24 protein-coding genes and 1 pseudogene are annotated in these 25,689 nt (G+C 65.7%); 16 read left to right on the forward strand and 9 right to left on the reverse strand.

Annotation, left to right across the window (positions count from 1 at the left end):
• Window positions 1–175: 175 nt before the first annotated feature.
• Window positions 176–958 carry an ABC transporter substrate-binding protein gene (locus tag LMA02_RS29010; protein ID WP_228908522.1) on the forward strand — a complete coding sequence of 261 codons (783 nt, stop codon included), beginning with the start codon at window positions 176–178 and terminating at the stop codon, window positions 956–958.
• Between the two features lie 259 nt (window positions 959–1,217).
• Window positions 1,218–2,333 carry a succinylglutamate desuccinylase/aspartoacylase family protein gene (locus LMA02_RS29015; protein WP_006754280.1) on the forward strand — a complete coding sequence of 372 codons (1,116 nt, stop codon included), beginning with the start codon at window positions 1,218–1,220 and terminating at the stop codon, window positions 2,331–2,333.
• 136 nt (window positions 2,334–2,469) lie between these two features.
• On the opposite strand, the gene LMA02_RS29020 is transcribed toward LMA02_RS29015, so the two are convergent.
• A complete protein-coding gene (locus LMA02_RS29020; RefSeq protein WP_228908523.1) occupies window positions 2,470–3,276 on the reverse strand; it encodes a MetQ/NlpA family ABC transporter substrate-binding protein in 807 nt (268 codons plus the stop codon).
• 307 nt (window positions 3,277–3,583) lie between these two features.
• On the opposite strand from LMA02_RS29020, the gene LMA02_RS29025 reads away from it, so the two are divergent.
• From LMA02_RS29025 to LMA02_RS29065, 9 genes are all read left to right on the forward strand, one after another.
• A complete protein-coding gene (locus LMA02_RS29025; protein ID WP_228908524.1) occupies window positions 3,584–4,738 on the forward strand; it encodes a porin in 1,155 nt (384 codons plus the stop codon).
• Window positions 4,739–4,946: 208 nt separating this feature from the next.
• Window positions 4,947–5,207: a DUF2866 domain-containing protein gene (locus LMA02_RS29030; protein WP_228908525.1), complete on the forward strand. Its 261-nt coding sequence runs from the start codon at window positions 4,947–4,949 to the stop codon at window positions 5,205–5,207.
• A gap of 124 nt (window positions 5,208–5,331) precedes the next feature.
• Window positions 5,332–5,715 carry a DUF6232 family protein gene (locus LMA02_RS29035; protein WP_228908526.1) on the forward strand — a complete coding sequence of 128 codons (384 nt, stop codon included), beginning with the start codon at window positions 5,332–5,334 and terminating at the stop codon, window positions 5,713–5,715.
• Window positions 5,716–5,786: 71 nt separating this feature from the next.
• Window positions 5,787–6,014, forward strand: coding sequence for a hypothetical protein (locus LMA02_RS29040; RefSeq protein WP_006754285.1), 228 nt, complete (start codon window positions 5,787–5,789; stop codon window positions 6,012–6,014).
• A 236-nt stretch (window positions 6,015–6,250) separates the two neighbouring features.
• A complete protein-coding gene (locus LMA02_RS29045) occupies window positions 6,251–8,533 on the forward strand; it encodes a TonB-dependent hemoglobin/transferrin/lactoferrin family receptor (protein ID WP_228908527.1) in 2,283 nt (760 codons plus the stop codon).
• Window positions 8,534–8,582: 49 nt separating this feature from the next.
• Window positions 8,583–9,674: a hemin-degrading factor gene (locus LMA02_RS29050; RefSeq protein ID WP_228908528.1), complete on the forward strand. Its 1,092-nt coding sequence runs from the start codon at window positions 8,583–8,585 to the stop codon at window positions 9,672–9,674.
• Window positions 9,671–10,579: a heme/hemin ABC transporter substrate-binding protein gene (locus LMA02_RS29055; protein ID WP_228908529.1), complete on the forward strand. Its 909-nt coding sequence runs from the start codon at window positions 9,671–9,673 to the stop codon at window positions 10,577–10,579. The genes LMA02_RS29050 and LMA02_RS29055 overlap by 4 nt, the downstream gene beginning before the upstream one ends.
• A gap of 15 nt (window positions 10,580–10,594) precedes the next feature.
• Window positions 10,595–11,692: a FecCD family ABC transporter permease gene (locus LMA02_RS29060; protein ID WP_228908530.1), complete on the forward strand. Its 1,098-nt coding sequence runs from the start codon at window positions 10,595–10,597 to the stop codon at window positions 11,690–11,692.
• Window positions 11,693–11,711: 19 nt separating this feature from the next.
• A complete protein-coding gene (locus tag LMA02_RS29065) occupies window positions 11,712–12,533 on the forward strand; it encodes a heme ABC transporter ATP-binding protein (protein WP_228908531.1) in 822 nt (273 codons plus the stop codon).
• 40 nt (window positions 12,534–12,573) lie between these two features.
• On the opposite strand, the gene LMA02_RS29070 is transcribed toward LMA02_RS29065, so the two are convergent.
• Window positions 12,574–13,185, reverse strand: coding sequence for a trimeric intracellular cation channel family protein (locus LMA02_RS29070; protein WP_228908532.1), 612 nt, complete (start codon window positions 13,183–13,185; stop codon window positions 12,574–12,576).
• Window positions 13,186–13,193: 8 nt separating this feature from the next.
• Entirely contained in the window at window positions 13,194–15,302 is a 2,109-nt protein-coding gene (locus LMA02_RS29075; protein ID WP_228908533.1) for a penicillin-binding protein 1A, read from the reverse strand.
• Window positions 15,303–15,517: 215 nt separating this feature from the next.
• Between LMA02_RS29075 and LMA02_RS29080 the strand changes: the two genes are divergently transcribed.
• The 3 genes and pseudogenes from LMA02_RS29080 to LMA02_RS29090 all read left to right on the forward strand — a co-directional run.
• Window positions 15,518–16,312, forward strand: a complete 795-nt coding sequence (locus LMA02_RS29080; protein ID WP_228908534.1) for an aminoglycoside phosphotransferase family protein — start codon at window positions 15,518–15,520, stop codon at window positions 16,310–16,312.
• A 579-nt stretch (window positions 16,313–16,891) separates the two neighbouring features.
• Window positions 16,892–17,500, forward strand: coding sequence for a hypothetical protein (locus tag LMA02_RS29085; protein ID WP_228908535.1), 609 nt, complete (start codon window positions 16,892–16,894; stop codon window positions 17,498–17,500).
• A 624-nt stretch (window positions 17,501–18,124) separates the two neighbouring features.
• A pseudogene (locus tag LMA02_RS29090) lies at window positions 18,125–18,332 on the forward strand (GGDEF domain-containing protein); the annotation flags it as partial.
• A 56-nt stretch (window positions 18,333–18,388) separates the two neighbouring features.
• Here LMA02_RS29090 and LMA02_RS29095 read toward each other — a convergent pair.
• Window positions 18,389–18,697 (reverse strand): hypothetical protein, encoded by a 309-nt coding sequence (locus LMA02_RS29095; RefSeq protein ID WP_228908536.1) that lies wholly within the window; start codon window positions 18,695–18,697, stop codon window positions 18,389–18,391.
• A 292-nt stretch (window positions 18,698–18,989) separates the two neighbouring features.
• Here LMA02_RS29095 and LMA02_RS29100 point away from each other — a divergent pair, with 292 nt between their 5' ends.
• Window positions 18,990–20,045 (forward strand): hypothetical protein, encoded by a 1,056-nt coding sequence (locus LMA02_RS29100; RefSeq protein ID WP_228908537.1) that lies wholly within the window; start codon window positions 18,990–18,992, stop codon window positions 20,043–20,045.
• A gap of 168 nt (window positions 20,046–20,213) precedes the next feature.
• Here the strand turns inward: LMA02_RS29100 and LMA02_RS29105 are convergent, their stop codons facing one another.
• The 5 genes from LMA02_RS29105 to LMA02_RS29125 all read right to left on the reverse strand — a co-directional run bounded on the left by LMA02_RS29105 (window position 20,214) and on the right by LMA02_RS29125 (window position 24,203).
• Window positions 20,214–21,050, reverse strand: coding sequence for a bifunctional allantoicase/(S)-ureidoglycine aminohydrolase (locus tag LMA02_RS29105; RefSeq protein ID WP_175660039.1), 837 nt, complete (start codon window positions 21,048–21,050; stop codon window positions 20,214–20,216).
• Between the two features lie 696 nt (window positions 21,051–21,746).
• Entirely contained in the window at window positions 21,747–22,184 is a 438-nt protein-coding gene (locus LMA02_RS29110) for a hypothetical protein (RefSeq protein ID WP_011659738.1), read from the reverse strand.
• Between the two features lie 368 nt (window positions 22,185–22,552).
• Window positions 22,553–23,212, reverse strand: coding sequence for a methyltransferase family protein (locus tag LMA02_RS29115; RefSeq protein WP_228908538.1), 660 nt, complete (start codon window positions 23,210–23,212; stop codon window positions 22,553–22,555).
• A gap of 174 nt (window positions 23,213–23,386) precedes the next feature.
• Complete coding sequence (locus LMA02_RS29120) at window positions 23,387–23,551, reverse strand: hypothetical protein (RefSeq protein WP_006760791.1); 165 nt, start codon at window positions 23,549–23,551, stop codon at window positions 23,387–23,389.
• Between the two features lie 232 nt (window positions 23,552–23,783).
• Window positions 23,784–24,203, reverse strand: coding sequence for an HIT family protein (locus LMA02_RS29125; protein ID WP_166726493.1), 420 nt, complete (start codon window positions 24,201–24,203; stop codon window positions 23,784–23,786).
• A gap of 289 nt (window positions 24,204–24,492) precedes the next feature.
• Here LMA02_RS29125 and LMA02_RS29130 point away from each other — a divergent pair, with 289 nt between their 5' ends.
• Window positions 24,493–25,671, forward strand: a complete 1,179-nt coding sequence (locus LMA02_RS29130) for a hypothetical protein (protein WP_228908539.1) — start codon at window positions 24,493–24,495, stop codon at window positions 25,669–25,671.
• Window positions 25,672–25,689: the final 18 nt, after the last annotated feature.

The following is a 25,689-nucleotide window of genomic DNA, read 5'->3' on the forward strand; positions in this document are numbered from 1 at the left end:
CGGTATCGGGGCTTGTCCTAGGCGCCCTCCGGGTATTTTGTCTTGATAATCTTGCGCACGTCGCGCGCCCGCATCGGGCAGGCGAAACGGACAGTCCGATGCGAAACCGCGCCGGACCGAAGGCTTACGGCGCGGCACAACCGCGCACCCATCGAACAAAACGAGGAGTGACCGAGTGAAAAAGATTCTTGCGGCTGTGACCGTGGCCGTGCTCGCCGTTTCGGCCGGCACTGCATACGCGAAGGACTGGACGACCGTGCGCTTCGGCGTCGACGCAAGCTACCCGCCTTTCGAATCGAAAGACGCGAGCGGCAAGGTGGTCGGTTTCGACGTCGATCTCGGCAACGAGATCTGCCGCCGCATGAACGCGAAGTGCGTGTGGATCGAAAACGACTTCGACGGGATGATCCCGGCACTGAAGGCACGCAAGTTCGACGGCGTCCTGTCGTCGATGTCGATGACGCCGGCGCGCCAGGAACAGATCGCGTTCTCCGAGAAGCTGTTCAACACGCCGACGCGCCTCGTCACGAAGAAGGGCTCGGGCCTGATGCCGACCGCCGAATCGCTGAAGGGCAAGTCGGTCGGCGTCGAGCAGGGCACGATCCAGGAAACCTATGCGAAGACGTACTGGGCCGCGAAGGGCGTGAACGTCGTGCCTTACCAGAACCAGGACCAGGTCTACGCCGACCTGATCGCGGGCCGTCTGGACGGCGCGCTGCAGGACGCGGTGCAGGCCGAGATCGGCTTCCTGAAGACGCCGCGCGGCGCGAACTTCGATTTCGCCGGCAAGGACATCGACGATCCGAAGACGCTCGGCAACGGCGCGGGTATCGGCCTGCGCAAGGAAGACACCGACCTGAAGGCGAAGATCGACGGCGCGATCACCGGCATGCGCAAGGACGGCACGTACCAGAAGATCGCGAAGAAGTACTTCGATTTCGACGTGTACGGCAAGTAATACCGCGTAAAAGCGCGCTTCTCATCCGCGCAGACGGGCTCCGCAAGGGGCCCGTTTTTTTTGCGCGCGTGCGATCAAACGCTGCGGACAACGCGGGCGCGCAGGGCCGCCGGACCGTTATTTTTTTACGCGCCAACCCGCTGATTCGCAAAGGGAAACGACGCGCCGGGCGCGTGGTTTGATAGGTTCGCGGAAGGCAACGTACAATCGATCTTCCACGCATACGGATCACTCGCGGCTGCGCCGCCCTCCCCTCATCATGCAAACGCAGACCCATCCGCTGATTTCCCCCGCCGTCGGCACCGAGCGCCAGATCACGAGCTTCCACTACGGCCCGCGCGGCGGCAAGAAGGTCTACATCCAGTCGTCGCTGCACGCGGACGAACTGCCCGGCATGCTGGTCGCCGCGTTGCTGCGCCGCAAGATCGCCGCGCTCGAGACGGCCGGCAAGCTGCGCGGCGAAGTGGTCATCGTCCCGGTGCCGAACCCGATCGGCCTGTCGCAGCACGTGTTCGGCGATCACCTCGGCCGCTTCGAGCTCGGCTCGATGCAGAACTTCAACCGCAATTTCTACGATCTCGCGGCGCTCGTGCTGCCGCGCATCGAAGGCCGCCTGACGAACGACGCGCAGCGCAACCTCGCCGCGGTACGCGCCGCGATGCGCGAGGCGCTCGACGAGCAGAAGCCGCGCACCGAGCTGGACTCGCAGCGCCTCGCGCTGCAGAAGCTGTCGTTCGACGCCGACATCGTGCTCGACCTGCATTGCGACAGCGACGCGGTGCTGCACCTCTACACGAACCCCGATCTGTGGGAAGACGTCGAGCCGCTGGCGCGCTATCTGGATGCGCAGGCGTCGCTGCTCGCACTGAATTCGGTCGGCAATCCGTTCGACGAGATCCACAGCTTCTGCTGGTCGGATCTGCGCAACCGCTTCGGCGATCGCTTCCCGATCCCGAACGGCGCGATTTCCGTCACGGTCGAACTGCGCAGCGAGCGCGACGTGTCGTACGAATTCGCCGAGAAGGACGCGCAGGGGATCGTCGAATACCTGACGGAACGCGGCGTCATCGACGGCACGCCCGCGCCGCTGCCGCCGCTCTCGCATCCGGCCACGCCGCTCGCGGGCACCGATCCGCTCGTCGCGCCGGTGTCGGGCGTGATCGTGTTCCGCACGCCGGTCGGCGCGTGGATCGAGGCCGGCCAGGAAGTGGCCGACATCGTCGATCCGCTGACCGATCGCGTGATCACGCTGAAGAGCAGCGTGTCGGGCGTGCTGTACGCGCGCCAGATCGTGCGCTTCGCGACGGCCGGGATGGAAGTCGCGCGCATCGCCGGCGCGACGCCGATCCGCACCGGGTCGCTGCTGTCGGCCTGAGCGGCCTGGGCCGCGAGCCCGCGCGCCGCCTCGCGGCGCGCGCCAACGACATCGCCCGCTTGCGCGGGCGATGTGCTTTTCGGCCTGGCGGGAGGCCCGGCGCAGCAGCCGGGCCGCGGCTTGCTCGCGTCGGCGTTCAGAACGCCGGCACGATCGCGCCGCCGAACTTCTGGTCGATGAACTTGCGCACGTCGTCCGACTCATAGGCCGCGACGAGCTTCTTCACCCACGGCTTGTCCTTGTCCTGCGCGCGCACCGCGATCAGGTTCGCGTACGGCCCGCGCAGATCCTCGATCGCGATCGCATCCTTCGCCGGCGTGAGCCCGGCCTTCACCGCGTAGTCGGTGTTGATCGACGCGACATCGAGGTCGGGCAGCGCGCGCGGCAGTTGCGCGGCGTCGAGCTCGACGATCCTGATCTTCTTCGGATTCTCCGCGACGTCGAGCGGCGTCGCGTTCACGCCGTTCGTGCCGGCGCCCGCCTTCAGCTTGATCACCCCGTATTTCTGCAGCAACAGCAGCGCGCGGTTGCCGTTCGACGGATCGTTCTGGATCCCGACCTTCGCGCCGGCCGGCAAGTCCTTCAGCGACTTGAGCTTCTTCGAATAGAAGCCCATCGGCGCCGTGTAGGTCAGCCCGACATTGACGATCCGGTAGCCGCGCTGCTTGATCTGGCTGTCGAGAAACGGCTGGTGCTGAAAGCCGTTCGCATCGAGGTCGCCCGCGTCGAGCGCCGCGTTCGGCTGCACGTAATCGTTGAATTCGATGACCTTGATCGCGAGGCCTTCGCGTGCGGCGACTTTCGTCACCTCGGTCCAGATCTGCGCGTCGGGGCCGCTCATCGTGCCGATCTTCAGCGTCTGCGGGTCGGCGTGCGCGCCGGGCGCGGCAAAGGCCAGCGCGGCGGCAAGCGCGCCGAGGCCGGTCAGGATCGAACGTCGCATGGTGTCCTCTTGTCCCGTGTGGTTGTTGAAGCGCGCATCGTGGCACGGGGCCGGAACAGCACCAACCAAGCTTATTTCATGTGCATATTCCGGATCCCGATGGAATCTCAGGCGGAATCGGTATAACTCCCTGCTGTACAACCGGGCAGAATCCAGTGTCGCATCGGCACCACACATTGGTCATATGACAGTCGCTGTCATATTCATTACGTGGCCCGCCGATAAAGTTGCCGCCGGTCCGTGAAAGCGCCCGCAGAGAGCGCCGGAACCGCAACTGGACACGCCATTCATTCGCTCGGAGAATCCTTTGAACAAGAAACTGTTGACCATCGCCATCCTCGCAGCAACGGCCGGCACGGCACACGCGCAAAGCAGCGTGACCCTGTACGGCGTGATCGACGCCGGTATCAGCTATGTGAACCACAGCAAGACCGCAAACGGCGGCAGCGGCAAGCTGTTCAAGTACGACGACGGCGTGGCCCAGGGCAGCCGTTGGGGCCTGCGTGGCACCGAAGATCTCGGTGGCGGCCTGAAGGCGATCTTCGTGCTCGAAAACGGCTTCAACAGCGGCAACGGCTCGATCGGCCAGGGTGGCGCGATCTTCGGCCGCCAGGCTTACGTCGGCCTGAGCCAGTCGCAATTCGGCACGGTGACGCTGGGTCGTCAGTACTCGTTCTCGACCGACATCCTCGGTTCGAACTACTCGACGGGCGGCAACACGGTCGCGGGCAACTACGCGTACCACGTGAACGACGTCGACCAGCTCACGTCGAGCCGCATCAACAACGCAGTGAAGTTCCAGAGCGCGAACTACGCCGGCTTCACGTTCGGCGCGTTGTACGGCTTCTCGAACTCGACCGACTTCGCTGGCACCGCGGGCACGGGCACCACGAACACGGGCGGCTCGTCGCGTGCATACAGCTTCGGCGTGAACTACGCGAACGGCCCGTTCGCACTCGGCGCGGCTTACACGGACATCCGCTTCCCGAGCCAGTCGTCGCCGGCATTCTCGACGACGATCGCGAACATCAGCACGGGTAACATCCGCGACCTGCGCACGTACGGCGTCGGCGGCCGCTACATCTTCGGCCCGGCAACGGCATGGGCCCTGTGGACGCGCACGCAGTTCACCCCGGTCGCGGCCGGCGCATCGGGCACGTTCTACAACGCATACGAAGCTGGCCTGAAGTACGCGTTCACGCCGGCCCTGTCGGCAGCAGCGGGCTATACGTACACGAACGCCACGCAAAACGGCGGCTCGGCACACTGGAACCAGGGCAACCTGGGGCTGGACTACGCGCTCAGCAAGCGTACGGACGTGTACGGCCTGGTGGTCTACCAGAAGGCGTCGGGCAACAACGTGCAAGCGCAGATCGGCTCGAGCACGAGCTACTTCAACACGTCGGGCACGGGTGCGTCGAACCAGCTGGCCGCTCGCGTCGGTATCCGTCACAAGTTCTAAAGCATCCGCTTAACTCGCGGATCACGACGGCAAGAAGCGCCCCGCTCCAAGCGGGGCGCTTTTTTATGGGCTTTTAAGTTTCGCTTAATTCTGGGCTGAGAGGATGCTTCCACCCCCCCTGTTGGCCGCCTGAGCATCGGCGGCTTTTTTTTTGAGACCCGCTACGGCACCGCCATCAACTGCCCACAAGACAGGATCGGAGGCCAAGATGATCGAAGATACCGTTTACTGCCATCTGCACGCGATTCTGACGCGCCAGCATTCGCTACCGGTCCAGAGTTGCCGCGTGTCGGTGGAAATGCAGCGCCCGTGGGGCCGCCCGTACCGGCTCGTCGAATGGACGATGCATCTCGACGCGCCCGCGCGGCGCCAGATCGTGCCGGCCGAATCGACCGACGAAGAGATCGCCGAGGTCGTCGCGTCGCACGTGCCGGGCCGCCTGTACGGCGACGGCCGCCTGCAGTTCTGATTCCCTCTCTACGCGCGTCGCTGCCCGCGTCGCAACCGGCCCGCACGCATCGTGCGGCACTCGGTCTCGTTTGACGCGGCAACGAAGTCTGCTACGCTGCGCGTTTTCGTCCACGCAACACACGATGGAAAACGCATTCAACGAACGCGGCGTGACGATCACGCGCAACGGCCTGTCGGCCGCCGGGCAAGTCTTTCCGCTGCGTGACATCCGCAACGTCGACGTCGTCAAGATCCCGAAGAATCGCCTCGTGCCGTGGCTGATCTCGCTGATCGGCGTGGCCGCCGCCATTGCCGGCGGCATCGGCGGATCGAGCGGCGCGCTGGTCGTCGGCGTGATGCTCGCCGTCGTCGGCTATCTCGCCTGGACCACGCAGGACATCACGTACCGGCTGATGGTCGAGATGCCCGACGGCAAGCGCGAAGCGCTGTCGAGCGTCGACCCCGAGTTCGTCGAGCGCGTTGCGCAGATCGTGCGCGATGCACGCGCTGCGACGGCCGCCGGCTGATTTCCGCTGCGCGCGCCCACCACCTACTATGAAATGAGCGGCACGCCGCCGCATCGTTCGAGGAGGTGGGCATGAACCCCCAATCGCTGTCCGGCATGCTGCGCGCGCAGGAGTTGCTGCTCGTCTCGATGATTCGCACGCTGCCGCCCGACACACGCCGCGCACTCGTCGACCTCTACGCCGAACAGCTCGCGTTCGCCGAACAAACCGGCTTCGAAGGCCACGGCGATCGCGCGACGCACGATGCGTTCATTGCGCATGCGCGCAACCTGCTGATTCGCATCGAAGCGCTGGCCTAGAGCCGGCCGTCTTTCCCGAATTTATCCCCGCGCGGCTCGCCCGACCCGCGCCGACGGCGCGTGTCCGCACTCGCCGTTTTCCGTTCTTGTATTGATAATGATTCTCATTTACACTGACAGAATCATTCGTTCCTTTCAATTCGCCGTTCGCCGCCTGTCGCGCGCGAACGGGCCAGCCAGGTGAACGCGTCACCCAGCCAGCCTTCGGGCTCGTTATCGTCAATGGGAGACCACCTGTGCATTGCTATCCGCTGGCGCGGCGGCCGATTTGTGCCGCGCTGTTCGGCGTGTTCGGCCTGTCCGCCGCCCCCGCTTACGCCGATTCCGCCGATTCGTCGCCGCAAGGCGCCAACCCGCCACCTGTCGCCCGCGTCGCCGCATCCACGCGCGGCGATGCGGCGCTGCTCGACCCCGTCACCGTCACGGCCACCCGTACCGCCACCGCCGAAAGCCGCACGGCCGCGTCCGTGTCGGTAATCACCGACGACGATCTCGAGGAACAGCAGGCCACCAACATCAAGGACGCGCTGCGCTACGAGCCGGGCGTCACGGTGCGTCGCACCGCGTATCGCCCCGGCAGCGCCGCGCTCGGCGGCGGCCGCGACGGCGATTCGAGCATCAACATCCGCGGCCTCGAAGGCAATCGCGTGCTGCTGATGGAAGACGGCATCCGCCTGCCGAACGCGTTCTCGTTCGGGCCGCTCGAAGCCGGGCGCGGCGACTACGCGGATCTCGACACGCTCAAGCGCATCGAGATCCTGCGCGGGCCGGCATCGGCGCTGTACGGCAGCGACGGGCTGACCGGCGCGGTGAACTTCATCACGAAGGATCCGCGCGACCTGCTGTCGATCTACGGCAAGCCCACCTACTTCTCGTTCCGGCCGAGCTACGACTCGGCCGATCGCAGCATCGGCGCGACGGTGTCGGCCGCGGGCGGCAACGACCGCGTGCAGGGGATGATCATCGCCGACGGCCGGCGCGGCCACGAAGTCGACACGCGCGGCAACAACAATTCGGCGAGCACGCTGCGCACGACGTCGAACCCGCAGGACGTCTATTCGGAATCGCTGCTCGGCAAGCTGACGCTGACGCCCACCACGCGCGACACGATCAAGTTCACCGCCGAGACGGTGCAGCGGCGCGTGAGCACCGACGTGCTGTCCGCGATCAACCCGCCGACCACGCTCGGCCTCACGACGAACGACCGGCTCGAGCGCAACCGCTTCAGCGTCGACTACGACTTCCGCGACGATGCGTTCCGCTGGTTCCAGACCGCGCACGTGCAGTTCTACTACCAGGACGCGAAGCAGGACCAGTACGCGTTCGAGACGCGTGGCAGGACGCCTTCGCGTTCGCGGGACAACCAGTACAAGGAGCGCACGTTCGGCGGCTCCGCGTTCGCCGAAAGCGGCTTCGCGACCGGCCCGTTCGCGCACAAGCTGCTGTATGGCGTCGACGGCAGCCTGTCGCGCGTGACGAACCTGCGCGACGGCACGGTGCCCGGTGTCGGCGAAGCATTCCCGAACAAGGCATTTCCCGACACCGACTACACGCTGTTCGGCGCGTTCGTGCAGGACCGGATCGGCTACGGCCGCCTGCTCGTCACGCCGGGCCTGCGCTTCGATACGTACCGGCTGAGCCCGACCGAAAACGATCCGCTGTTCACCGGCAAGGCCGTGTCGACGAGCGCGAACGAACTGTCGCCGCGCGTCACCGTGCTCTACGAAATCACACCCGCGGCCATTCCGTACGTGCAGTACGCGCACGGCTTCCGCGCGCCGACGCCCGACCAGGTGAACAGCAGCTTCTCGAACCCGGTGTACGGCTACACATCGATCGGCAACCCGAACCTGAAGCCGGAGACCAGCGACACGTTCGAAGCGGGCCTGCGCGGCAAGGCCGGCACCGGCTACGGCGTCGTGCGCTACAGCGCGGCCGCGTTCACCGGCCGCTACCGCAACTTCATCTCGCGCACGACGATCGCGGGCAGCGGCCGGCCGGCCGACCCGTTCGTGTTCCAGTACGTGAACTTCGCCGACGCGCGCATCCACGGCCTCGAAGGCCGCGCCGAATGGGCGATGCCGAACGGCATCACGCTGAAGACGGCGATGGCGTTCACGAAGGGCTCGACGCAGAACAACGGCGCGGCCAGTCAGCCGCTCGATACGGTCACTCCGTTCTCAGCCGTGTTCGGTGTGCGCTACGAACCGGGCGAGCGCTGGTTCGTGCAGACCGACCTGCTGTTCCAGGCCGCGAAGCGCGACAAGGACATCCCGGCAGGCGCGTGCCCGGGGGCCAGAACGTCGTGCTTCGCGCCGCCGTCGTCATTCGTCGTCGACCTGCGCGGCGGCTACCGCTTCAACAAGCACGTGAGCGCCACCATCGGCATTCGCAACCTGTTCGACCGCAAGTACTGGAACTGGTCGGACGTGCGCGGCCTCGCGTCCGATGCGCAGGTGCTCGACGCGTACACGTCGTCCGGACGCACCGTCGCCGTCAGCATGAAGGTGGATTTCTGAAGCGCGCCACCGCGCGTTCCTACCCAACCGTTACTTGAAGGAGTCCGACATGATGCATTCCACCCTTCCCGGTCAGCCGGCCACGCCGGCCCGCGCGGTCGCCGCATTGCGCGATGCGTTCGTCAAGCTCAAGACCGAGCGCCAGCTGCGCAACCGCGACGTCGCACAGGCGCTCGGCGTCAGCGAAGGCGAGGCGCTCGCCGCGTTCGTCGGCGAGCACGTGGTGCGGCTCGACGCGCGTTTTCCGGCGATGTTCGAGGAAATGCCGCGCCTCGGCCGCGTGATGGCGCTCACGCGCAACGACACGGCCGTCCACGAGAAGGACGGCGAATATGCGCAGATGAGCCACGACGGCCCGGTCGGACTCGCGCTCGGCGACATCGACCTGCGCATCTTCTACCGTCACTGGGCGTCGGCGTTCGCGGTGCGCGACCAGACCGCGCACGGTCCGCTGAAGAGCCTGCAGTTCTTCGACGCGCAAGGTCACGCGATTCACAAGGTCTACCTGCGCGCGCACAGCGATCACGCGGCGTACGACGCGTTCGTCGAACGTTGGCGCGCGGCGACGCAGGAGCCGGGGCTCGACGTCGTACCCGCCGTGCCGAAAACGCCCGAGCGCGCCGACACCGAGATCGACGTCGCAGGTTTTCGCGCCGCGTGGGACGCGATGACCGACACGCACCAGTTCTTCGGCATCACGCAGCGTTTCGGCGTGAGCCGCATGCAGGCGCTGCGCCTCGCCGATCCGCACTACGCGTATCCGGTCGAAACGGCGCGCGCGCTGCGTCACGTGCTCGAACGGGCCACGCTGAGCGGTCAGCCGATCATGGTGTTCGTCGGCAACGCGGGAATGATCCAGATCCACACGGGCCCCGTCGCGAACGTGCGCGAGGTCGGCTCGTGGATCAACGTGCTCGACCCGGGCTTCAACCTGCACGTGCGCGAGCGCCTGATCGCCGCCGCCTGGGTCGTGAAGAAGCCGACGAGCGACGGCATCGTCACGTCGCTCGAGCTGTTCGACCGGCAGGGCGATCACGTCGCGCTGCTGTTCGGCGAGCGCAAGCCGGGCAAGGTCGAACGCGACGACTGGCGCACGCTCGTCGCGACGCTGCCGTCGGCGGCACGCGGGGACGCGCGGTGAGCGCGCGAGCCTTCTTGCCGCGACGTCGCGTCGTGCTCGCGAGCGCGGTTGCCGGCGCGCTCGCGGGCGCGCTGCCCGGCCGCGCGCTGCCGCAGGCCGCGCAGAAGCGCGTCGTCGTGATCGGCGGCGCGCTCGCGGAAACCGCATTCGCGCTCGGCGGCGCCGACGCGCGCGGCTACCGGCTCGTCGGCGCCGACACGACCTGCACGTACCCGGACGCCGCGAAGCACCTGCCGAAGGTCGGCTATCAGCGCGCGCTGTCGGCCGAGGGGCTGCTGTCGCTGCGCCCCGATCTCGTGCTCGCGTCGGCGGAAGCCGGCCCGCCCACCGCGATCGCGCAGGTGAAAAGCGCGGGCGTCGCGGTGACGACGTTCGACGAGCGCCACGACGTCGACTCGGTGCGCGCGAAGATCACCGGCGTCGCGCAGGCGCTTGACGTGCGCGATGCGGGCAGCGCGCTGCTGCAACGCTTCGATCGCGACTGGCAGGCCGCGCGCGATGCAGTCTCTGCGCGCGTGCCCGGCGGCGCGCAGCCGCCGCGCGTGCTGTTCGTGCTGAACCATACCGGCACCCAGGCGCTCGCCGCCGGCCAGCGCACGGCCGCCGACGCGATGATCCGCTACGCGGGCGCGCGCAATGCCATGCAGGGCTTCGATCGCTACAAGCCGCTGACGAGCGAAGCGCTCGCCGCCGCCGCACCCGACATCGTGCTGATCTCCGACGAAGGGCTCGCGGCGGTCGGCGGCCGCGCCGCGCTGCTTGCCGCGCCCGGCTTCGGCGCGACGCCGGCCGGCCGCGCACAGCGCGTCGTGTCGCTCGATGCGCTGTTCCTGCTCGGCTTCGGCCCGCGCCTGCCGCTCGCCGTCACGACCCTGCACCGACGCCTGTCGGATGCGCTCGCCTGATTCCGGATCGTCCCGATGCCCGTTCATGCTTCGCCTTTCCCCGCGCGGTCACCCACCTCGCCCACCTCGCGCTCCGGCGCCGCGCGCGTCGGCACGTCGCGCCGCTTCGCGCCGTTCGCGCTGGCCGCGCTCGCTTGTCTCGTGTGCGCGATGTCCGTCGTCGCGCTGTGCGTCGGCGCCTATCGCATTCCGCTCGCGGAAGCATGGGCCGCGCTGACCGGCGATGCAGCCGCGCAGCAGGCGCGCGCGGTGCTGTTCGACATCCGCGCGCCGCGCGTCGTGCTCGCGCTGCTGGTCGGCGGCGGCTTCGGTGCAGCCGGCGCCGCTATGCAGGCGCTGTTCCGCAATCCGCTCGCCGATCCGGGCCTCGTCGGCGTGTCGAGCGGCGCGGCGCTCGGCGCGACGACGACGATCGTCCTCGGCCCCGCGCTGTTCGCCGCGCACGCGAGCGCCGCCGTGCTGCCCGTCGCCGCGTTCGCGGGCGCGCTTGCCGTCGCGGCGCTCGTCTACCGGCTCGCCGCGTCGCGCGGCCGGCTCGCGCTGCCGCTGCTGCTGCTCGCCGGCATCGCGATCAACGCGCTGGTCGGCGCGGCGATCGGGCTGCTCACGTTCGTCGCCGACGATGCGCAGTTGCGCTCGCTGACGTTCTGGAGCCTCGGCAGCCTCGGCGGCGCGCAATGGTCCGCGCTGGCGGCTGTCACGCCGTGCGTCGCAATCGGCTGCGTGCTGCTCGCGCGCGAACGCGATGCGCTGAATGCGCTGCAGCTCGGCGAAACCGAAGCGCTGCATCTCGGGGTACCCGTGCAACGGCTCAAGCGGCGCGTGCTCGTAGCGGTCGCGCTCGCGGTCGGTGCACTCGTATCGTGCGCGGGCATCATCGGCTTCATCGGGCTCGTCGCGCCGCATTGCGTGCGCCTCGCGTGCGGCCCCGACCAGCGCGTCGTGCTGCCCGGCGCCGCATTGCTCGGCGCATTGCTGACGCTCGCCGCCGATCTTGCCGCGCGCACGATTGCCGCGCCCGCAGAAATTCCGCTCGGCGTGCTGACTGCGCTGCTCGGCGCGCCGCTCTTCCTCGTGCTGCTGTGGAAGAACCGCGGTGCGCTCGGCGGGTAATCCTTTCTTCACGACGATCATGCTGACTGCCCACCGCCTCGACGTCGCCCGCCGACACAACGTCATTCTGCGCGACCTGTCGCTGTCGATCGAACCCGGCCGCGTGACCGCGCTGCTCGGCCGCAACGGCGCGGGCAAGAGCACGCTGCTGAAAACCTTCGCCGGCGAACTGACCGGCAGTATCGCGCCGAACGGCGTGCGTGTGACCGGCGACATCACGCTGAACGGCGAACCACTTGCGCGCATCGACGCGCCGCGTCTCGCGTGCCTGCGCGCGGTGCTGCCGCAGGCCGCGCAGCCGGCGTTTCCGTTCAGCGTCGACGAAATCGTGTTGCTCGGCCGCTATCCGCATGCGCGGCGCGGCGGCGCTACATCACACCGCGATCGCGACATCGCGTGGCAGGCGCTCGAACGCGCGGGCGCCGATGCGCTCGTCGGTCGCGACGTCACGACCTTGTCCGGAGGCGAACTTGCCCGCGTGCAGTTCGCGCGCGTGCTCGCGCAGCTGTGGCCGGACGACGATGCGACGGACAGCGGCCCGCGCTACCTGCTGCTCGACGAGCCGACCGCCGCGCTCGACCTCGCGCATCAGCACCGGCTGCTCGATACCGTGCGCGCGGTCGCGCGCGAATGGCAACTCGGCGTGCTCGCGATCGTGCACGATCCAAATCTCGCCGCGCGGCACGCGGATACGATCGCACTGCTCGCCGACGGGACGATCGTCGCGCATGGCGCACCGCGTGACGTGATGACACCCGCCCATATCGCGCAGTGCTACGGATTCGCGGTGAAGATGGTGGAAACCGGAGACGGGTCGCCGCCCGTCATGGTGCCGGCGTAAAGCACGCTGCGTGCCGTGCGGTCGCTGGCCGCCCTGTCGCTCAATGCCCGACGTCCGCCGCGCCGAAGGTCCGCATCTTCCATCCGAGCCGCACGGCAAGCATCCGCATCGAGAATCCGGCCGCCAGCGCGACCACCGTCGCGAAGCCCGCATCGATGCCGAAATGCTGCATCCCGACATACAGCGTGCCCGTGAAGAACGCGACGCTCGCATACAGCTCCTCGCGCAAAATCAGCGGCATCTCGTTGCACAGCAGGTCGCGCAGCATCCCGCCGCACACGCCGGTAATTGCACCGGCCAGCACGACGATGATCGGCGCGGTGCCCGTCGATGCGCCGATGTCGCAGCCGATGATCGTGAACGCCGCGAGGCCGATCGCGTCGACGGTGACGAACAGCGCCTTCATGCGCGCGACGTGCCGCGCGGCCCACGACGCGACGGTCGCCGCGGCGAGCGTGATCACGAGGTACTCGGGATGAGCAATCCAGCCGAGCGGATAGTGGCCGAGCAGCACGTCGCGCACGGTGCCGCCGCCGAGCGCGGTCACCGCGCCGACGAGCGCGAGCCCGAAGCGGTCCATCCCGCGGCGCATCCCCATCAGCGCGCCCGACATCGCTTCCGCGACGATCGCAATCAGATAAAGCGTATGCATCGCGCGCCTCAGTCCTCGGTACGGAACAGGTCGAGCACGCGTTCGCGCTCGGCCGCATCGACGGCCGCGGGCATCGGCTCGTCGCGCTTGCCGGGCGCGTCCGGCGCATCGGATGCCGGCGCGCCGCCGCACGCGAAGCGGCTGCGGATGTACGGCGGCACGTCGGCGGTGCAGGTGCCGCGCGTGTATTCGGCGTACACGAAATCGCCGTCGACGAGCGCGAGGTCCTGCGGCGGCGTGGCGTCGACCGGCGTACGCCCGGCAACCGCCGTCTTCATGTAGTCGAGCCAGACCGGCAGCGCGAGCGTCGCGCCGGTCGCGCGCCCCATCGGCCGCGGGGTGTCGTAGCCGAGCCACGCGACCGCGACGATGCCCGACGAATAGCCCGCGAACCACACGTCCTTCGAGCCGTTCGACGTGCCGGTCTTGCCGGCCGCGTCGTCGCGGCGCAGCGCGAGCGCGCCGCGCGCGGTGCCGGCCCGCACGACGTCGCGCAGCATGCTGTCCATCACGAACGCATTGCGCGCAGACACGACGCGCGTGCCGTCCGGCGCCGGCGCGTCGTACAGCGCGCCGCCATGACGCTGCTTCACCGACAGGATCAGCCGCGGCACCATCCGCATCCCGCCGTTCGCGAACACGCCGTACGCGCTCGCGAGTTCGAGCGGCGTCACGGCGCCCGCGCCGAGCGCGAGCGGCAGCGACGCCGGATTGCGCTGCGCGTCGAAACCGAAGCCCACCGCGTGCTGCTGCACGTAGCGCGCGTCGGCGGCCTGCATCAGGTTGACCGCGACGAGGTTCTTCGAGCGCACGAGCCCGCGCCGCACCGGAATGAAGCCCTCGTAGCGGTTGCCGAAATTGCGCGGACGCCACGGCCGCGCACCGGTTTCCGCATGCGTGAGCGTGCGCTGCGTATCGTCGACCAGCACGCCGGGAAAATAGCCCTTCTCCAGCGCCGCCGAATAGACGAACGGCTTGAAGCTCGAACCCGGTTGGCGATACGCCTGCAATGCGTGGTCGAACACGTTGCCGTTGAAATCCGCGCCGCCGACGAGCGCCAGCATGTCGCCCGTCGCCGTATCCAGCGATACGAGCGCGCCCTCGAGCCCGTTGCGCGCCTCGCGCTTGCCGGGCTGGCGGCGCAGCGTGCGCGCGAGTGCGGCTTCGGCCGCGCGCTGATCGCCCATCGAGATCGTCGTGGTCACGTCGAGGCCGAGCGTGTAAGCATCGTCGTGAAAGCGCTCGACCATCATCCGGCGCGCGCGCTCCGCGACGTACGGCGCCGCGATGATGCCGGGCGGCGGCGTGGTCGCGAGCGCGATCGGCGCGGCGACCGCCTCGCGATAGGTCGCATCGTCGAGCTCGCCGAGCGCATGCATGCGGCCGAGCACGTAGTTGCGCCGCGCGGTCGCGCGTGCCGGATTGACGACCGGATTGAACGCAGACGGCGCCTTCGGCAGCCCGGCGAGCACGGCCGCCTCGCCCGCGCTCAGCGCGTCGAGCGGCTTGCCGAAATAGACGTTCGCGGCCGCCGCGAAACCGTACGCGCGCTCGCCGAGATAGATCTGGTTCATGTACAGCTCGAGCAGCTTGTCCTTGCCGTATTCGCGCTCGAGCTTGATCGCCATCAGGATCTCGGCGAGCTTGCGGCTCAGCACCTTGTCGCGCGTCAGGTAGAAGTTGCGCGCGACCTGCATCGTGATCGTGCTGCCGCCCTGCCCCGGCTGCCCCGTCACGAGGTTCGCGAACGTCGCGCGCGCGAGGCCGCCGACATCGATCGCGCCGTGCTGATAGAACTTCGCGTCCTCAGCCGCGAGCAGCGCGTGCCGCATCAGCGGCGGAATGCGCTCGAGCGGCACGAACTCGCGGCGCTCGACGCCGTACTCGGCCAGCAGCTCGCCGTCACGCGAGAAAATCCGCAGCGGCAACGCGGGACGGTAGGCGGCCAGATGTTCGACGGACGGCAATTGCGTCCAGATGCGGTCGATCGTCCATGCGCCGATGCCCGCGCACGCGAGCGTCAGGCCGAGCAGCGCGCCTGCGAGGATGCGCCATGCACGGCGGCGCGGCGATGCAGGAGGCGGAGGCGGCGGTGTGTTGGCGGTGTGGTCGGTCATGCGGGCTCCTTCTTCGATGCGGCGACCGCAGGCGCTCGTGTGGCGCCCGTCGGTCACGGAAGGCGCGCATTGTCGAAGGGATGCCGGAATACCGGAACATTCTTTAGCCAAAGTTTGGCTGGCTAAATTTTATTTAGGAAAGGATGCGCAAGGCCGGCGGCGGTGCCGGTCGAACCCCGCTGCGGATGAGCCGGTTCGCCTGTACCATCGTCCGCATGTTCGACACGTACCTGCGCCCGTGGGACCTCGTTCCCGACGGCGGCCCGATCCTGACCGCGAGTAGCGGCGTGCTGCCCGTCATCTGGCACGCGCGGCCCGCGATGCTGAAAGTCGCCACTTGCGACGAAGAGCGCCGCGGCAATGCGCTGATGACCTGGTGGAACGGGGACGGCGCCGCACGCGTGTGGCTGCACGACAGCGACGCGGTGCTGCTCGAGCGCGCGCAGCCGGCGCCGACGCTCGCCGGCCTGTCCGCCGCGGGCCACGACGACGATGCGATCCGGATCGCGTGCGCTGCCGTCGCGCGGCTGCATGCGCATCGCGCCCCGGCGCCGCCCGCGGTCGTGCCGCTGCACGACTGGTTCTACGCGCTGCTGTCGCACGATACGGACGACGACGTGCTGCGCCGTTCAGCCGCGACGGCGCATCGGCTGCTGGCCGTGCAATCTGTCGACGAAGTGGTGCTGCACGGCGACATCCATCACGGCAACGTGCTGCACTTCGGCGATCGCGGCTGGCTCGCGATCGACCCGAAGGGTTTGCGCGGCGATCGCGCGTTCGACTACGCGAACCTGTTCTGCAATCCCACGCACAACATCGCGGTCGATCCCGCGCGCTTCGCGCGGCGCGTCATGCTCGTCGCCGAAGTGGCGCGGATCGACCGGCGCCGGCTGCTGCAGTGGATCCTCGCATGGGCCGGCTTGTCGGCTGTCTGGATGATGGAAGATGCGCTGCCGGCGGATACGCGGCTGCAGGTCGCGAGGCTTGCGGCGGCCGTGCTCGACCGATAGCGATACGTATCGCCCATGAGAACAGGTTCATCGTGGATTTCTGGCGAACGCGGCGAAGACTGGCGGCGCTCGGCCAGGAGGCGACATCTATGCTGTCATCTCGGCAGTCGGACGTCGGCTCGGCCCAGTAAAACCGCCGGTTGGTTGGCGAAGATGGCGCAGCTTGAATCAGCCATCAAATTCCATTCGCGACTCGTTTTGGAACGCTCTCCGGGAAATGTCCAAGCGGAATGTTACGGAAATGCAACATCGTCGAACGGCATTGTCTTGGGCTGAGCAAGCTTCATAGATCACAAAAATTTAGGCGAATCAATCACTTGCTCTGCAATGCGCCCGAAGCTTTCCGTGCGGTGACGTTGCGTGCCTGAAACAATTCATACCGAATAAATGCGGAGAGCACAAGAATCCGCGCGTATGCGTTGAGCAGTTCCTCAGATCTTCAGGGTTGGCGCAATCCGTGCTTGGCATCCCTAAGCCGAATTATTCGGTGCGTATCCGAAGCAAGTAATCCGGTCTCCCGCGAGGTCTCCACCACGCGCAGGAACGGAAAATCAATATATGACGCAATCGGGGTGAACTATGAATATCAAGACCGCTCTGGCAGCACTCGCTCTAGTCGGATTATTTGGTTGTGTCACGCAGGGCCAGGCTCCCACTGCTATGCGTGTGGAAAAGAGTCGAACATTCGACGCCCCTTTCGACGTGGTATGGCCAGCCATAATCGATAGCATCGCAGAGCAAAATTTACCGATCACCACACTGGAAAAGGTAAGCGGCCTAATAGCCATAAGCGGTGTTTCTTATTCTCCAAATGACGCAGACGAGGGGTATCGCGGTGCGGTAATGGGGATTCCCGATCAGGTAACTGCCCGCGCCGCAAGATTTAATATTTTCGCGACGTCACAGGAAGGCGGAAAGACGACCGTCAAAGTAAACACTAGATTCGCAATGCGAGTGCGCATGGGAAATGGATCCAATCTTTTTCCCTACAGATATCAAACGGAAGAAGCATTTTCGAATGGCAATTTCGAAAAACGAGTATTTAGCGAAATTTCTTACCGCATTAAACGCAACACCGAACTGAAAAAGGCGGTTCAAACAGGTTCAGCGACGGGCGATCCAAATGCCGGGGGAATGCATTGCGTGCAAGGCTTCGGCGGCACAATATGCACGCACACCAATCAATGATGAATTAAATTGAAAGGCGAGACGCTTTTCATCAGTTAATGGTGTACGCGCGGCCATCAGATGCATTCAGGAAGAATGTCAATAATGTGCTGCCGACGATTGCGTGAAATCGTGCGTCGGCGCACTGCCCTGCATTTTGAGTGCAAAAACAGGACTCGGTCGATGAATATTATTGTAGTGACGAGATGTTGCCGATTTTGGCAGTCGACGGGTGTGGTTAATCGAGCAATTGCAATAGCAGCTCAAAAGTGCTATGAACCTCGGAGGCCAGTGATGAAGTCAATCGGAGTTGTTGCGGCGCTTGCATTCGTTGCAAGTCTGGTATACGCGCAGCAGTACGCAATCGACCCCCAGACAGGTCAGGCATACCCTATCGTCCAAACCAAGCGTGGCGCGCTGGCACTGAACCCGCAAACTGGGCAGACATACCAAATAGTTCAGCCATCGCAGACGTGTGACGATGCGAAATGGCACCTGCAGGAGAATACGCGTATGGCAGCTGCACAGGGTCGCCCATTGCCCGCAGACTTCATTGCCGCATCCCGGCGCCGGATTGCCCGCTTATGCGGGCAGTAGCGTCCTCTCCTCACTGTGTGGGGTTGAGTTGTAATTTCGACGGCGGATTTTCACGAGCTGGCGATCGCGGCCGCCACGCTCGAAGGTGTGTTCGTCACCTACGTCTGCTGGCGGTGCTATCACCTGTCGGGCGAGCCGCTACTGTGCCGGCTCACGCTCGGCTTTTCCGTCATATATGTGCTGGACGGCGCCTTCACTGGCATGGCGCATCACAATATCTGGGTTGTTCCTACTGTCCGGGCCGACCTCGCGCCTGAAGGGTGTGCGAGTCGCGCGAGCCGCGCCTCAGTCGGCCACTGGCAGGGCTCTTGTTCAATGGGGATGCCTGAAAATGGCAAGGTAATTTACCGCAACGATCGCGAATATTCCGCATGCCACGATGGTTCGCATGCAGACGACATACACCTTGCCTCCGAAACTCTTGGATATCTTACGTGCGGCATCGCTATTGCGCATGATGCGGCCAAGGAATACGGTGTAGCCCAATGTCAGTAGGCTGGCGATTAATATGGGCACCAGCCTGAAGGAGATGATCGCCAGCAGACTCCCAAGCGCAAAGATGACGTGGAGAATGAGTAGGCCAGCTAGGACCTTGGTTCGATCGGTCGCCAATTTCTCCACGTTTCAATTCCTTTTGAAGGCTTCGAAGCTGTGTCGGGCATGAGTCGCTGCCCGAGTTTACCAGCGGGCCGCACGGGACCGCTCGAAGTTCGCCGTTCGGCCAGTTGCCGGAGATCGCGACCGGCGGATGCCACAAACAGACACTCTGCCAAGCGGCCTAAATCGTTGACAATGAGTGCCCGGGGACTAGCGCCGAAGACATCGCGGACGATTAAAATAAGCTAAAACGCTGACAGAAAATTCGATTCGCAGAAAACCAACACGGTCTTTTAAAATACACTGAAAAAAACACATGGAAATATCCCACACGCTGGCTCACCTCGCGAACAGGTGGGTTTTGAAAAATCCCAATTTGGAACTTATACCTGACAGTGAGGACTATCCGTGGTTCGTCGTTGAGTTGCAGAGGCAATTGAAAGCGCTCGATTCAAGAAGTGAGCTTCTTCTTCCGAATTTACAAAACGACAACGAATCAATCGCCATATTTTCGGATTACGACGGAGAAAGCAAAGACGCAAAATATCATACGTACAGCTTCCTGATCTGTGCGTGGGATCAGTTGGGCCCCTTTCTCACGGCAATGAGTCAACTGAGAAAGCAAACTGGCCTAGACAATCCGTTGAAGGAGATCGCTTACAAGGACCTGCACTACGGGCCAGTTCAACGAGCATTAAACGGTTATCTAAACCATCTGAGTAACTTGGTAAATGGGCTTCTTCTAACTGTCGTGGTCGACAAAGACGTTGGATCGGTATACGGCACCGATAAAAAGAATTCCCAGCAATCCATTGTAAGGACATTATCCGACCATGGTTTTGGTGAATTGAAGCCAGCAGTTGCGGAGAAGATGATGCGGATTGTGCATTTCTCCGCTTATCTCGTGGCGTTGCTCTCAAGGGATGGCCAGAAAATCTTCTGGATGACAGACCATGACAGCATCGCGCCGAATAGCGAACGACACATGCAGACGTTGTCCGTATTCAATAGTCATCTCGCTCACTACAGCAAACATGGATTTTCGATGATTGGTGGAGCACTGCCATTTGTAGAGCGGCTGCCGATGTGGTTGGATTTGCTGAGTGCGCCGGATATTGTGGCGGGTTCTGTCGAACACTACATGTCACGTAGAAAGATTTTCGGCGAACGATTCACGATCACCGAGCATTGCAATAGGGTCTTGACATGGCTCGCCGTCCAAGGAATCGGGCTGAAACGCCATACAGTCATCATTCGAAAAGAGCGGCAAGGGGTCGTCAGCAGCACTCTCAAATTTATTTTTAAAGAACCACTATTGAACGCGAATGTTGTTCCAGTCTTCATGCCTCGAAGGCCTGAGAAACTCGGATAGCGCAATAGTTCTGGGCGTACTTCCGCTCGACGAATGACCGCTAAGCGAGAGAACTGAACGGCGACTATGGCTCGACAAACAACCTCCCCGGAAATCCACAAACACCCGAAACGAAAAAAACCCGCCGGCTTCCACCGGCGGGCTTTCCTATCCGACTTTACGCGACGCTCAGCGCGCCGGATTCAGCGTCAGGTTCATGTGACGGTTCACATCCTTGTACAGCAGATATCGGAAGCGCCCAGGGCCGCCCGAATAGCACGCCTGCGGGCAGAACGCGCGCAGCCACATGAAGTCGCCCGCTTCCACCTCGACCCAGTCCTGGTTCAGGCGATAGACGGCCTTGCCTTCGAGCACGTACAGGCCGTGCTCCATCACGTGCGTCTCGGCGAACGGAATCACGCCGCCCGGCTCGAACGTCACGATGTTCACGTGCATGTCGTGACGCATGTCGCTCATGTCGACGAAGCGCGTCGTCACCCATGCGCCGTTGGTGCCCGGCATCGGGATCGGCTCGACGTCCTGCTCGTTGGTCACGAACGCGTCGGGCAGCGCAATGCCGTCGACGGCCTGGTAGTGCTTGCGCACCCAGTGGAAACGCACGGCGGCATCGCTGACGTTGTGCAGCGTCCAGTCGGCGCCCGGCGGAATGAACGCGTAGCCGCCCGGCTTCAGCGTGTGCTTAGTGCCCTGCAGCGTCAGCTCCGCCTCGCCTTCGACGACGAACAGCACGGCTTCGGCATTCTTGTCCTGCTCGGGCTTGTCGCTGCCGCCGCCCGGGTTCACTTCGACGATGTACTGCGAGAAGGTTTCGGCGAAACCCGACAGCGGACGCGCGATCACCCACAGGCGCGTGTTCGTCCAGAACGGCAGCCAGCTCGTGACGATGTCGCGCATCACTCCCTTCGGAATGACCGCGTACGCCTCGGTGAACATCGCGCGATCGGTCAGCAGATCGGTCTGCGGCGGATGGCCGCCATGCGGCGCGTAATACGTTGTCTTAGACATAAAGCATCCAGGCAATGGGTTGGTCCGGCCCCGGGTCGCAACGGCCAAGCGCGGCACGCGCGTGGGGCACGCATGCGGCGGCGGGACATCGTTGCCGGGGTGGCTTGAAAGCGCGGGCGCCTTCGTTCGGTCGGCCACGCTTCGCGACGGGTCCGTCCGGTTCAGCGGGCGGGGCGACCCATGCTTGTGGGTCCGGCGGCCGGGCCGCGGACACTCGGGGTCACGCGGCGGGGCACGGGGGACGGCACGGTTCGATTCCGTACGCGGGCAGCGTTGACGATAGCGAAGTCGATTCCGATCGACCAATTAAATGTTGCGATGACATCCATTCGATTTCGCACTACCCGCCAGCGCCCGCAAGGGCCGGTGCGCGCGTGTCGCGCACGTTCGGTGCGTCAGGGAAATCCTGACGACGGACGGCAACGCGTCGATCAGCGCTATCGAATGACGTTGGCCGAACCTGGCCGGTTGCATGTCAATGCAATTGGCGATGTCGTCTATCAGCGGGAAAGGTACAGCGGGAGGGAATGTGCCAACCCGTCGAGCGGGGCTGGGCATGAACTGCGGAGGGGGTGAAGGGCCGGTCTTGCCGGCGACGACGGCCCGGCTGAGGCCGCCGGGCCGGCTGTCGGATCGGGTGCCGACGCATCGGGCGTGCCGGTGCGCAAGTCGCGCACCGTGCCGCGCCCGCGGCGATCAGTCCCAGTCGCGGTGATGGCGATGCTTGCGGTGACGATAGCCGCGATCGCCGTGATCGCGCTCGTACGAGCTGCGCGACATGTTGCCGCCCAGCGCCGCGCCCGCGCCACCGCCGACGGCCGCGCCCAGCAGGCCGCCCGTGCGGCCGCCCATTGCGTTGCCAGCTGCGGTACCCGCGCCGCCGCCGAGGGCGCCGCCGATGATTGCGCCGGTGCGCTCGCGACGGTTCGACGTCACTGCGCCGCCTGCGCCGCCGCCGATCGCGCCGCCGATGACGGAGCCGGTGCTGCCACCGACCGCGCCGCCGACCGCTGCGCCGGCAACCCCGCCGAGCGCGCCGCCAAGCGCATTGTTCAGGTCACCGGCCATTGCCGGCAATGCGGTCGCGCCGGTCAGCACGGCGACGACGAGAGTGGGGGCAATTTTCTTCCACATTCCCGTATTCTTCCTTGTTCGCAATCTGGTTATTGAAGGTCCGCTCGATACGACGATCTGAATCGATCGACGTCGAGACCGGCATTGTGCCGAATCTCGGACCAATTCATTTCAATGAGCTTGCGGCGAAGAATAGCACCGCTCGTGCCCCGTTGCAGTCGACATTCTGGTAACAAGTTGTTTACCGAAACAGGACTCGGAAAGGCTTGCCGAAATCCCCGGCAAGGCCCGCCGGCAAAGGCTCCGACGAGGCTCGGCCGGCCGGGGTGACGGTGCGGGAAGCGTCGGCGTCGCGGGTTCGGACACAGGTGGCAACACATCGGCGAGCGCCGGCGGTCGCGGACCGGCTTTCCGAGGGCGAACGAGGGTCAATACACACCCGGAAGCAGCCGCCAGGTATGCGCGCAGTACGCGTCGTATTCGGCGCCGAACTGCGCGTGCAGCAGCGCTTCCTCGGAACGGATGCGCGCGACGAGCGGCACCATCGTGAGCGCGACGAGCAGCAGCCCGACGCCCGAGCGGAACGCGAATGCCCAGCCGAGCGCATTGACGAGCAGGCCGAGATAGCTTGGGTTGCGGATCCTGCGATAGATGCCGTCCGTGACCAGCGTATGGCCCGGCTGGATCGCGACGAGCCCGCTGAAGCGCTTGCCGAGCACGAACACGGGCCAGATGCGCAGCACGCCGCCCGCGACATACAGCACGACGCCGATCCAGCGCACCGTATCGCCGCCGAAGGTCCACACGTCGAGCCGGTCGGTCAGCGCGGGCAGATAGGCAAGCAGGAACCCGCTGGCCGCGAAGGCCGGAAGCACCCAGCGGTTGTCGCGGTCCTCGCGTTCGCCGGTGCTCAGGTTGCCTTCGGTCAACAACGCCGCGACGGCCAGCGCGAGCGTCGCGACGGCGATGACGGTCAGTTGCGGATGCGAAAAGAAGGCGGCGAACCCGCCGCTGCCGAGCACGGCGAGCCCAAGGTAGACGAGCGTGGAGACGCTCGACACGATTGCGACCTTGCGCGTAACGGCCATGGCTGCCTCGCCGGAGTGGGTTTCCTGTGAAGTATAGGAACCCGGGCGGCCGATGCGCACGCGCGCCGTCATGCGGCGCGCGGAGCGTTGTTGCGAGAAGCGGCGGCGCAGCGTCGACCGACGCAGTCGATCGACGCGGCCGACGTGCGCGGCAGCCCCGCGCCCGCCGCTTGGTCAGCGAATGCGGAAGTTGCCGCCGATCCCGACACTGACCGGCGGTGCGTAATACGCCGGCGCGTAGCCGTAATAGGCCGGCGCGGGTGCGTAGCCGTAAGGCGGCGCGACGTAGCAGCCGGACAGGCCGCCGATCAGCGCAAACGTGATGAGAACTTTGTACATGGCTCGATTCCCGGCGAAGAGGACACATTGCATCTCGCGACGGCCGGCACGACGGCGCGATCCGACCTTGCTGTCGCTCGATGCGGCAATGCGCGGAGTCTAGCGCCGGAGCCGGCGGGACGAGTTTCGCGAGCGGTTACACGTGTTACGTCGCGTGACCGCTGAAACAGGTGCGTGCGGCGCGACAGCGCACCGGCGCTGGCGCCGCCCCGCATGACGAGCCGGGCACGCGTTACACGAAACGTGCGCGGATGCGCTGCGCGACCGATTCGAGCGCAGCCGCGTCAGCGATGTCGCGCGCGTGCAGCCGCAACTCGACGCCTTCCCAGCGCGGGATCACGTGGAAATGCACGTGCGGGACCGTCTGGCCCGCCGCCGCGCCGTTGAACTGGCCGATGAACACGCCGTCCGGCCCGAGCGCCGCGCGCACGGCCGCCGCGACGCGCTGCGTCATGCGGATACCGGCCGCGGCCGCATCGCCGGACAGCTCGAAGATCTGCGCGGCCGGCTCCTTCGGGATCACGAGCACGTGACCGTCGGCCTGCGGCATGAGATCCATGATCGCGAGGGTTGCGTCGTCTTCGGCGACCTTCACGCACGGCAGTTCGCCGCGCAGGATCCTGGCGAACGGGTTGTTGTTGTCGTAGGACATGGCGTTTTCCGATTTTTCCGATGGGCGGTTTGACTGGGAACGATGCCGGACGATTATCGGCCGACGGGCGGTCGGATTTCAACTTGTCGGCACGTGTCGCCATGGCGGTGAACAATGCACGCCGGCGCGCATGCGATGTCCGTCGACGAATGGAATATCCGCCCGGCGCGATTCGTTTACTCCGCGCGCGGGTTCGGGTTGCAAACACCGCGAACTTGCGCCGGACATCCGCAGGCTGCGCAGGCCGGCAGCCGGGATGACTGCTCGCGCTCATCAACCGGAGCATGCCATGGACCCTCTCCCCTCCTGTCGTTCGCCCGCCCCGCCCGTCCTTGCCCTTCACCCGCCCCGCCTTGCCCACGCCCGTCGCACGTTGGCGCGCAGGCTATGCCAGGTGGCTTGCGGCGCCGGGCTGGTCGCCTTGTCGTCGGCGTTCGCGTGGGCCGGCGGCAACGACATCATCCTGCCGGTCGTCTCGTCGGTCACCGCGTCGACCGTGCCCGCCAACGGCGACCTCAATCCGTACGGCATCGCGTTCGTGCCGCGCGGCGTGCCGAGCTGGAGCACGCTGAAACCGGGCGACGTCGTCGTGTCCAACTTCAACGCGGCGTCGAACACGCAAGGCACCGGCACGACGATCGTGAAGCTGTCACCCGGCAAAACGCCGGCGACATTCTTCCAGGGCAGCAATCTCGGCCTGACGACCGCGCTCACGGTACTGCGCAGCGGCTTCGTGCTGGTCGGCAACGTCCCCGCGCCGGACGGCAAGAACGTGGTCGCACCGGGCTCGCTGCTCGTCATCGGCCCGCAAGGCAATCTCGTCAAACAACTGGTCAGCGCCACGCTGCTCGACGGGCCGTGGGACATGACCGTGATCGATCGCGGCGCGCGCGTGACCGCGTTCGTGTCGAACGTGCTGAACGGGACGGTCGCACGGATCGACCTGACGATCGGCGCCGACGGCGTCGCGATGCTGCCGAGCTCGCGCATCATCGCGTCGGGCTACGTGAACCGGACCGATCCCAATGCGCTCGTCGTTGGCCCGACCGGCCTGGCGTACGATCCTGACGTCGACGTCCTGTATGTCGCCTCCACCGGCGACAACGCGGTGTTCGCGATCCAGAACGCCGCGTCGACGAACCGCAACGGCGGTGTCGGACGGATGATCTACTTCGACGCGGCGCACCTGCACGGCCCGCTCGCCCTGGCGCTCGCGCCGAACGGCCATCTCGTGACCGCGAACGGCGACGCGGTCAATCCCGATCCGCAGCAACCGAGCGAAATCGTCGAATTCACGGTGCACGGGCGCTTCGTCGCGCAGATGCAGGTCGATACCGTGCCGGGTGCGGCCTTCGGCCTCGCGTTCGGGCGAGGCAGCAAGGGCCAGCCGCAATTCGCGGCCGTCGACGACAACACGAATACCGCGACGATCTGGACACTGCGCTCGGACAACGACAACGCACAATGACGCACCGCGTGAACGGGC

The sequence above is a fragment of the Burkholderia sp. B21-005 genome, assembly GCF_020843965.1.
Classification (GTDB): Bacteria; Pseudomonadota; Gammaproteobacteria; order Burkholderiales; family Burkholderiaceae; genus Burkholderia; species Burkholderia ambifaria.

Excerpts from the sequence above, each read along its gene's own strand:
- LMA02_RS29015 (WP_006754280.1), top strand. The coding sequence starts at position 1,218 with ATGCAAACGCAGACCCATCCGCTGATTTCCCCCGCCGTCGGCACCGAG.
- LMA02_RS29020 (WP_228908523.1), bottom strand. The coding sequence starts at position 3,276 with ATGCGACGTTCGATCCTGACCGGCCTCGGCGCGCTTGCCGCCGCGCTG.
- LMA02_RS29030 (WP_228908525.1), top strand. The coding sequence starts at position 4,947 with ATGATCGAAGATACCGTTTACTGCCATCTGCACGCGATTCTGACGCGC.
- LMA02_RS29035 (WP_228908526.1), top strand. The coding sequence starts at position 5,332 with ATGGAAAACGCATTCAACGAACGCGGCGTGACGATCACGCGCAACGGC.
- LMA02_RS29040 (WP_006754285.1), top strand. The coding sequence starts at position 5,787 with ATGAACCCCCAATCGCTGTCCGGCATGCTGCGCGCGCAGGAGTTGCTG.
- LMA02_RS29050 (WP_228908528.1), top strand. The coding sequence starts at position 8,583 with ATGATGCATTCCACCCTTCCCGGTCAGCCGGCCACGCCGGCCCGCGCG.
- LMA02_RS29060 (WP_228908530.1), top strand. The coding sequence starts at position 10,595 with ATGCCCGTTCATGCTTCGCCTTTCCCCGCGCGGTCACCCACCTCGCCC.
- LMA02_RS29065 (WP_228908531.1), top strand. The coding sequence starts at position 11,712 with ATGCTGACTGCCCACCGCCTCGACGTCGCCCGCCGACACAACGTCATT.
- LMA02_RS29070 (WP_228908532.1), bottom strand. The coding sequence starts at position 13,185 with ATGCATACGCTTTATCTGATTGCGATCGTCGCGGAAGCGATGTCGGGC.
- LMA02_RS29075 (WP_228908533.1), bottom strand. The coding sequence starts at position 15,302 with ATGACCGACCACACCGCCAACACACCGCCGCCTCCGCCTCCTGCATCG.
- LMA02_RS29080 (WP_228908534.1), top strand. The coding sequence starts at position 15,518 with ATGTTCGACACGTACCTGCGCCCGTGGGACCTCGTTCCCGACGGCGGC.
- LMA02_RS29085 (WP_228908535.1), top strand. The coding sequence starts at position 16,892 with ATGAATATCAAGACCGCTCTGGCAGCACTCGCTCTAGTCGGATTATTT.
- LMA02_RS29100 (WP_228908537.1), top strand. The coding sequence starts at position 18,990 with ATGGAAATATCCCACACGCTGGCTCACCTCGCGAACAGGTGGGTTTTG.
- LMA02_RS29105 (WP_175660039.1), bottom strand. The coding sequence starts at position 21,050 with ATGTCTAAGACAACGTATTACGCGCCGCATGGCGGCCATCCGCCGCAG.
- LMA02_RS29110 (WP_011659738.1), bottom strand. The coding sequence starts at position 22,184 with ATGTGGAAGAAAATTGCCCCCACTCTCGTCGTCGCCGTGCTGACCGGC.
- LMA02_RS29115 (WP_228908538.1), bottom strand. The coding sequence starts at position 23,212 with ATGGCCGTTACGCGCAAGGTCGCAATCGTGTCGAGCGTCTCCACGCTC.
- LMA02_RS29120 (WP_006760791.1), bottom strand. The coding sequence starts at position 23,551 with ATGTACAAAGTTCTCATCACGTTTGCGCTGATCGGCGGCCTGTCCGGC.
- LMA02_RS29125 (WP_166726493.1), bottom strand. The coding sequence starts at position 24,203 with ATGTCCTACGACAACAACAACCCGTTCGCCAGGATCCTGCGCGGCGAA.
- LMA02_RS29130 (WP_228908539.1), top strand. The coding sequence starts at position 24,493 with ATGGACCCTCTCCCCTCCTGTCGTTCGCCCGCCCCGCCCGTCCTTGCC.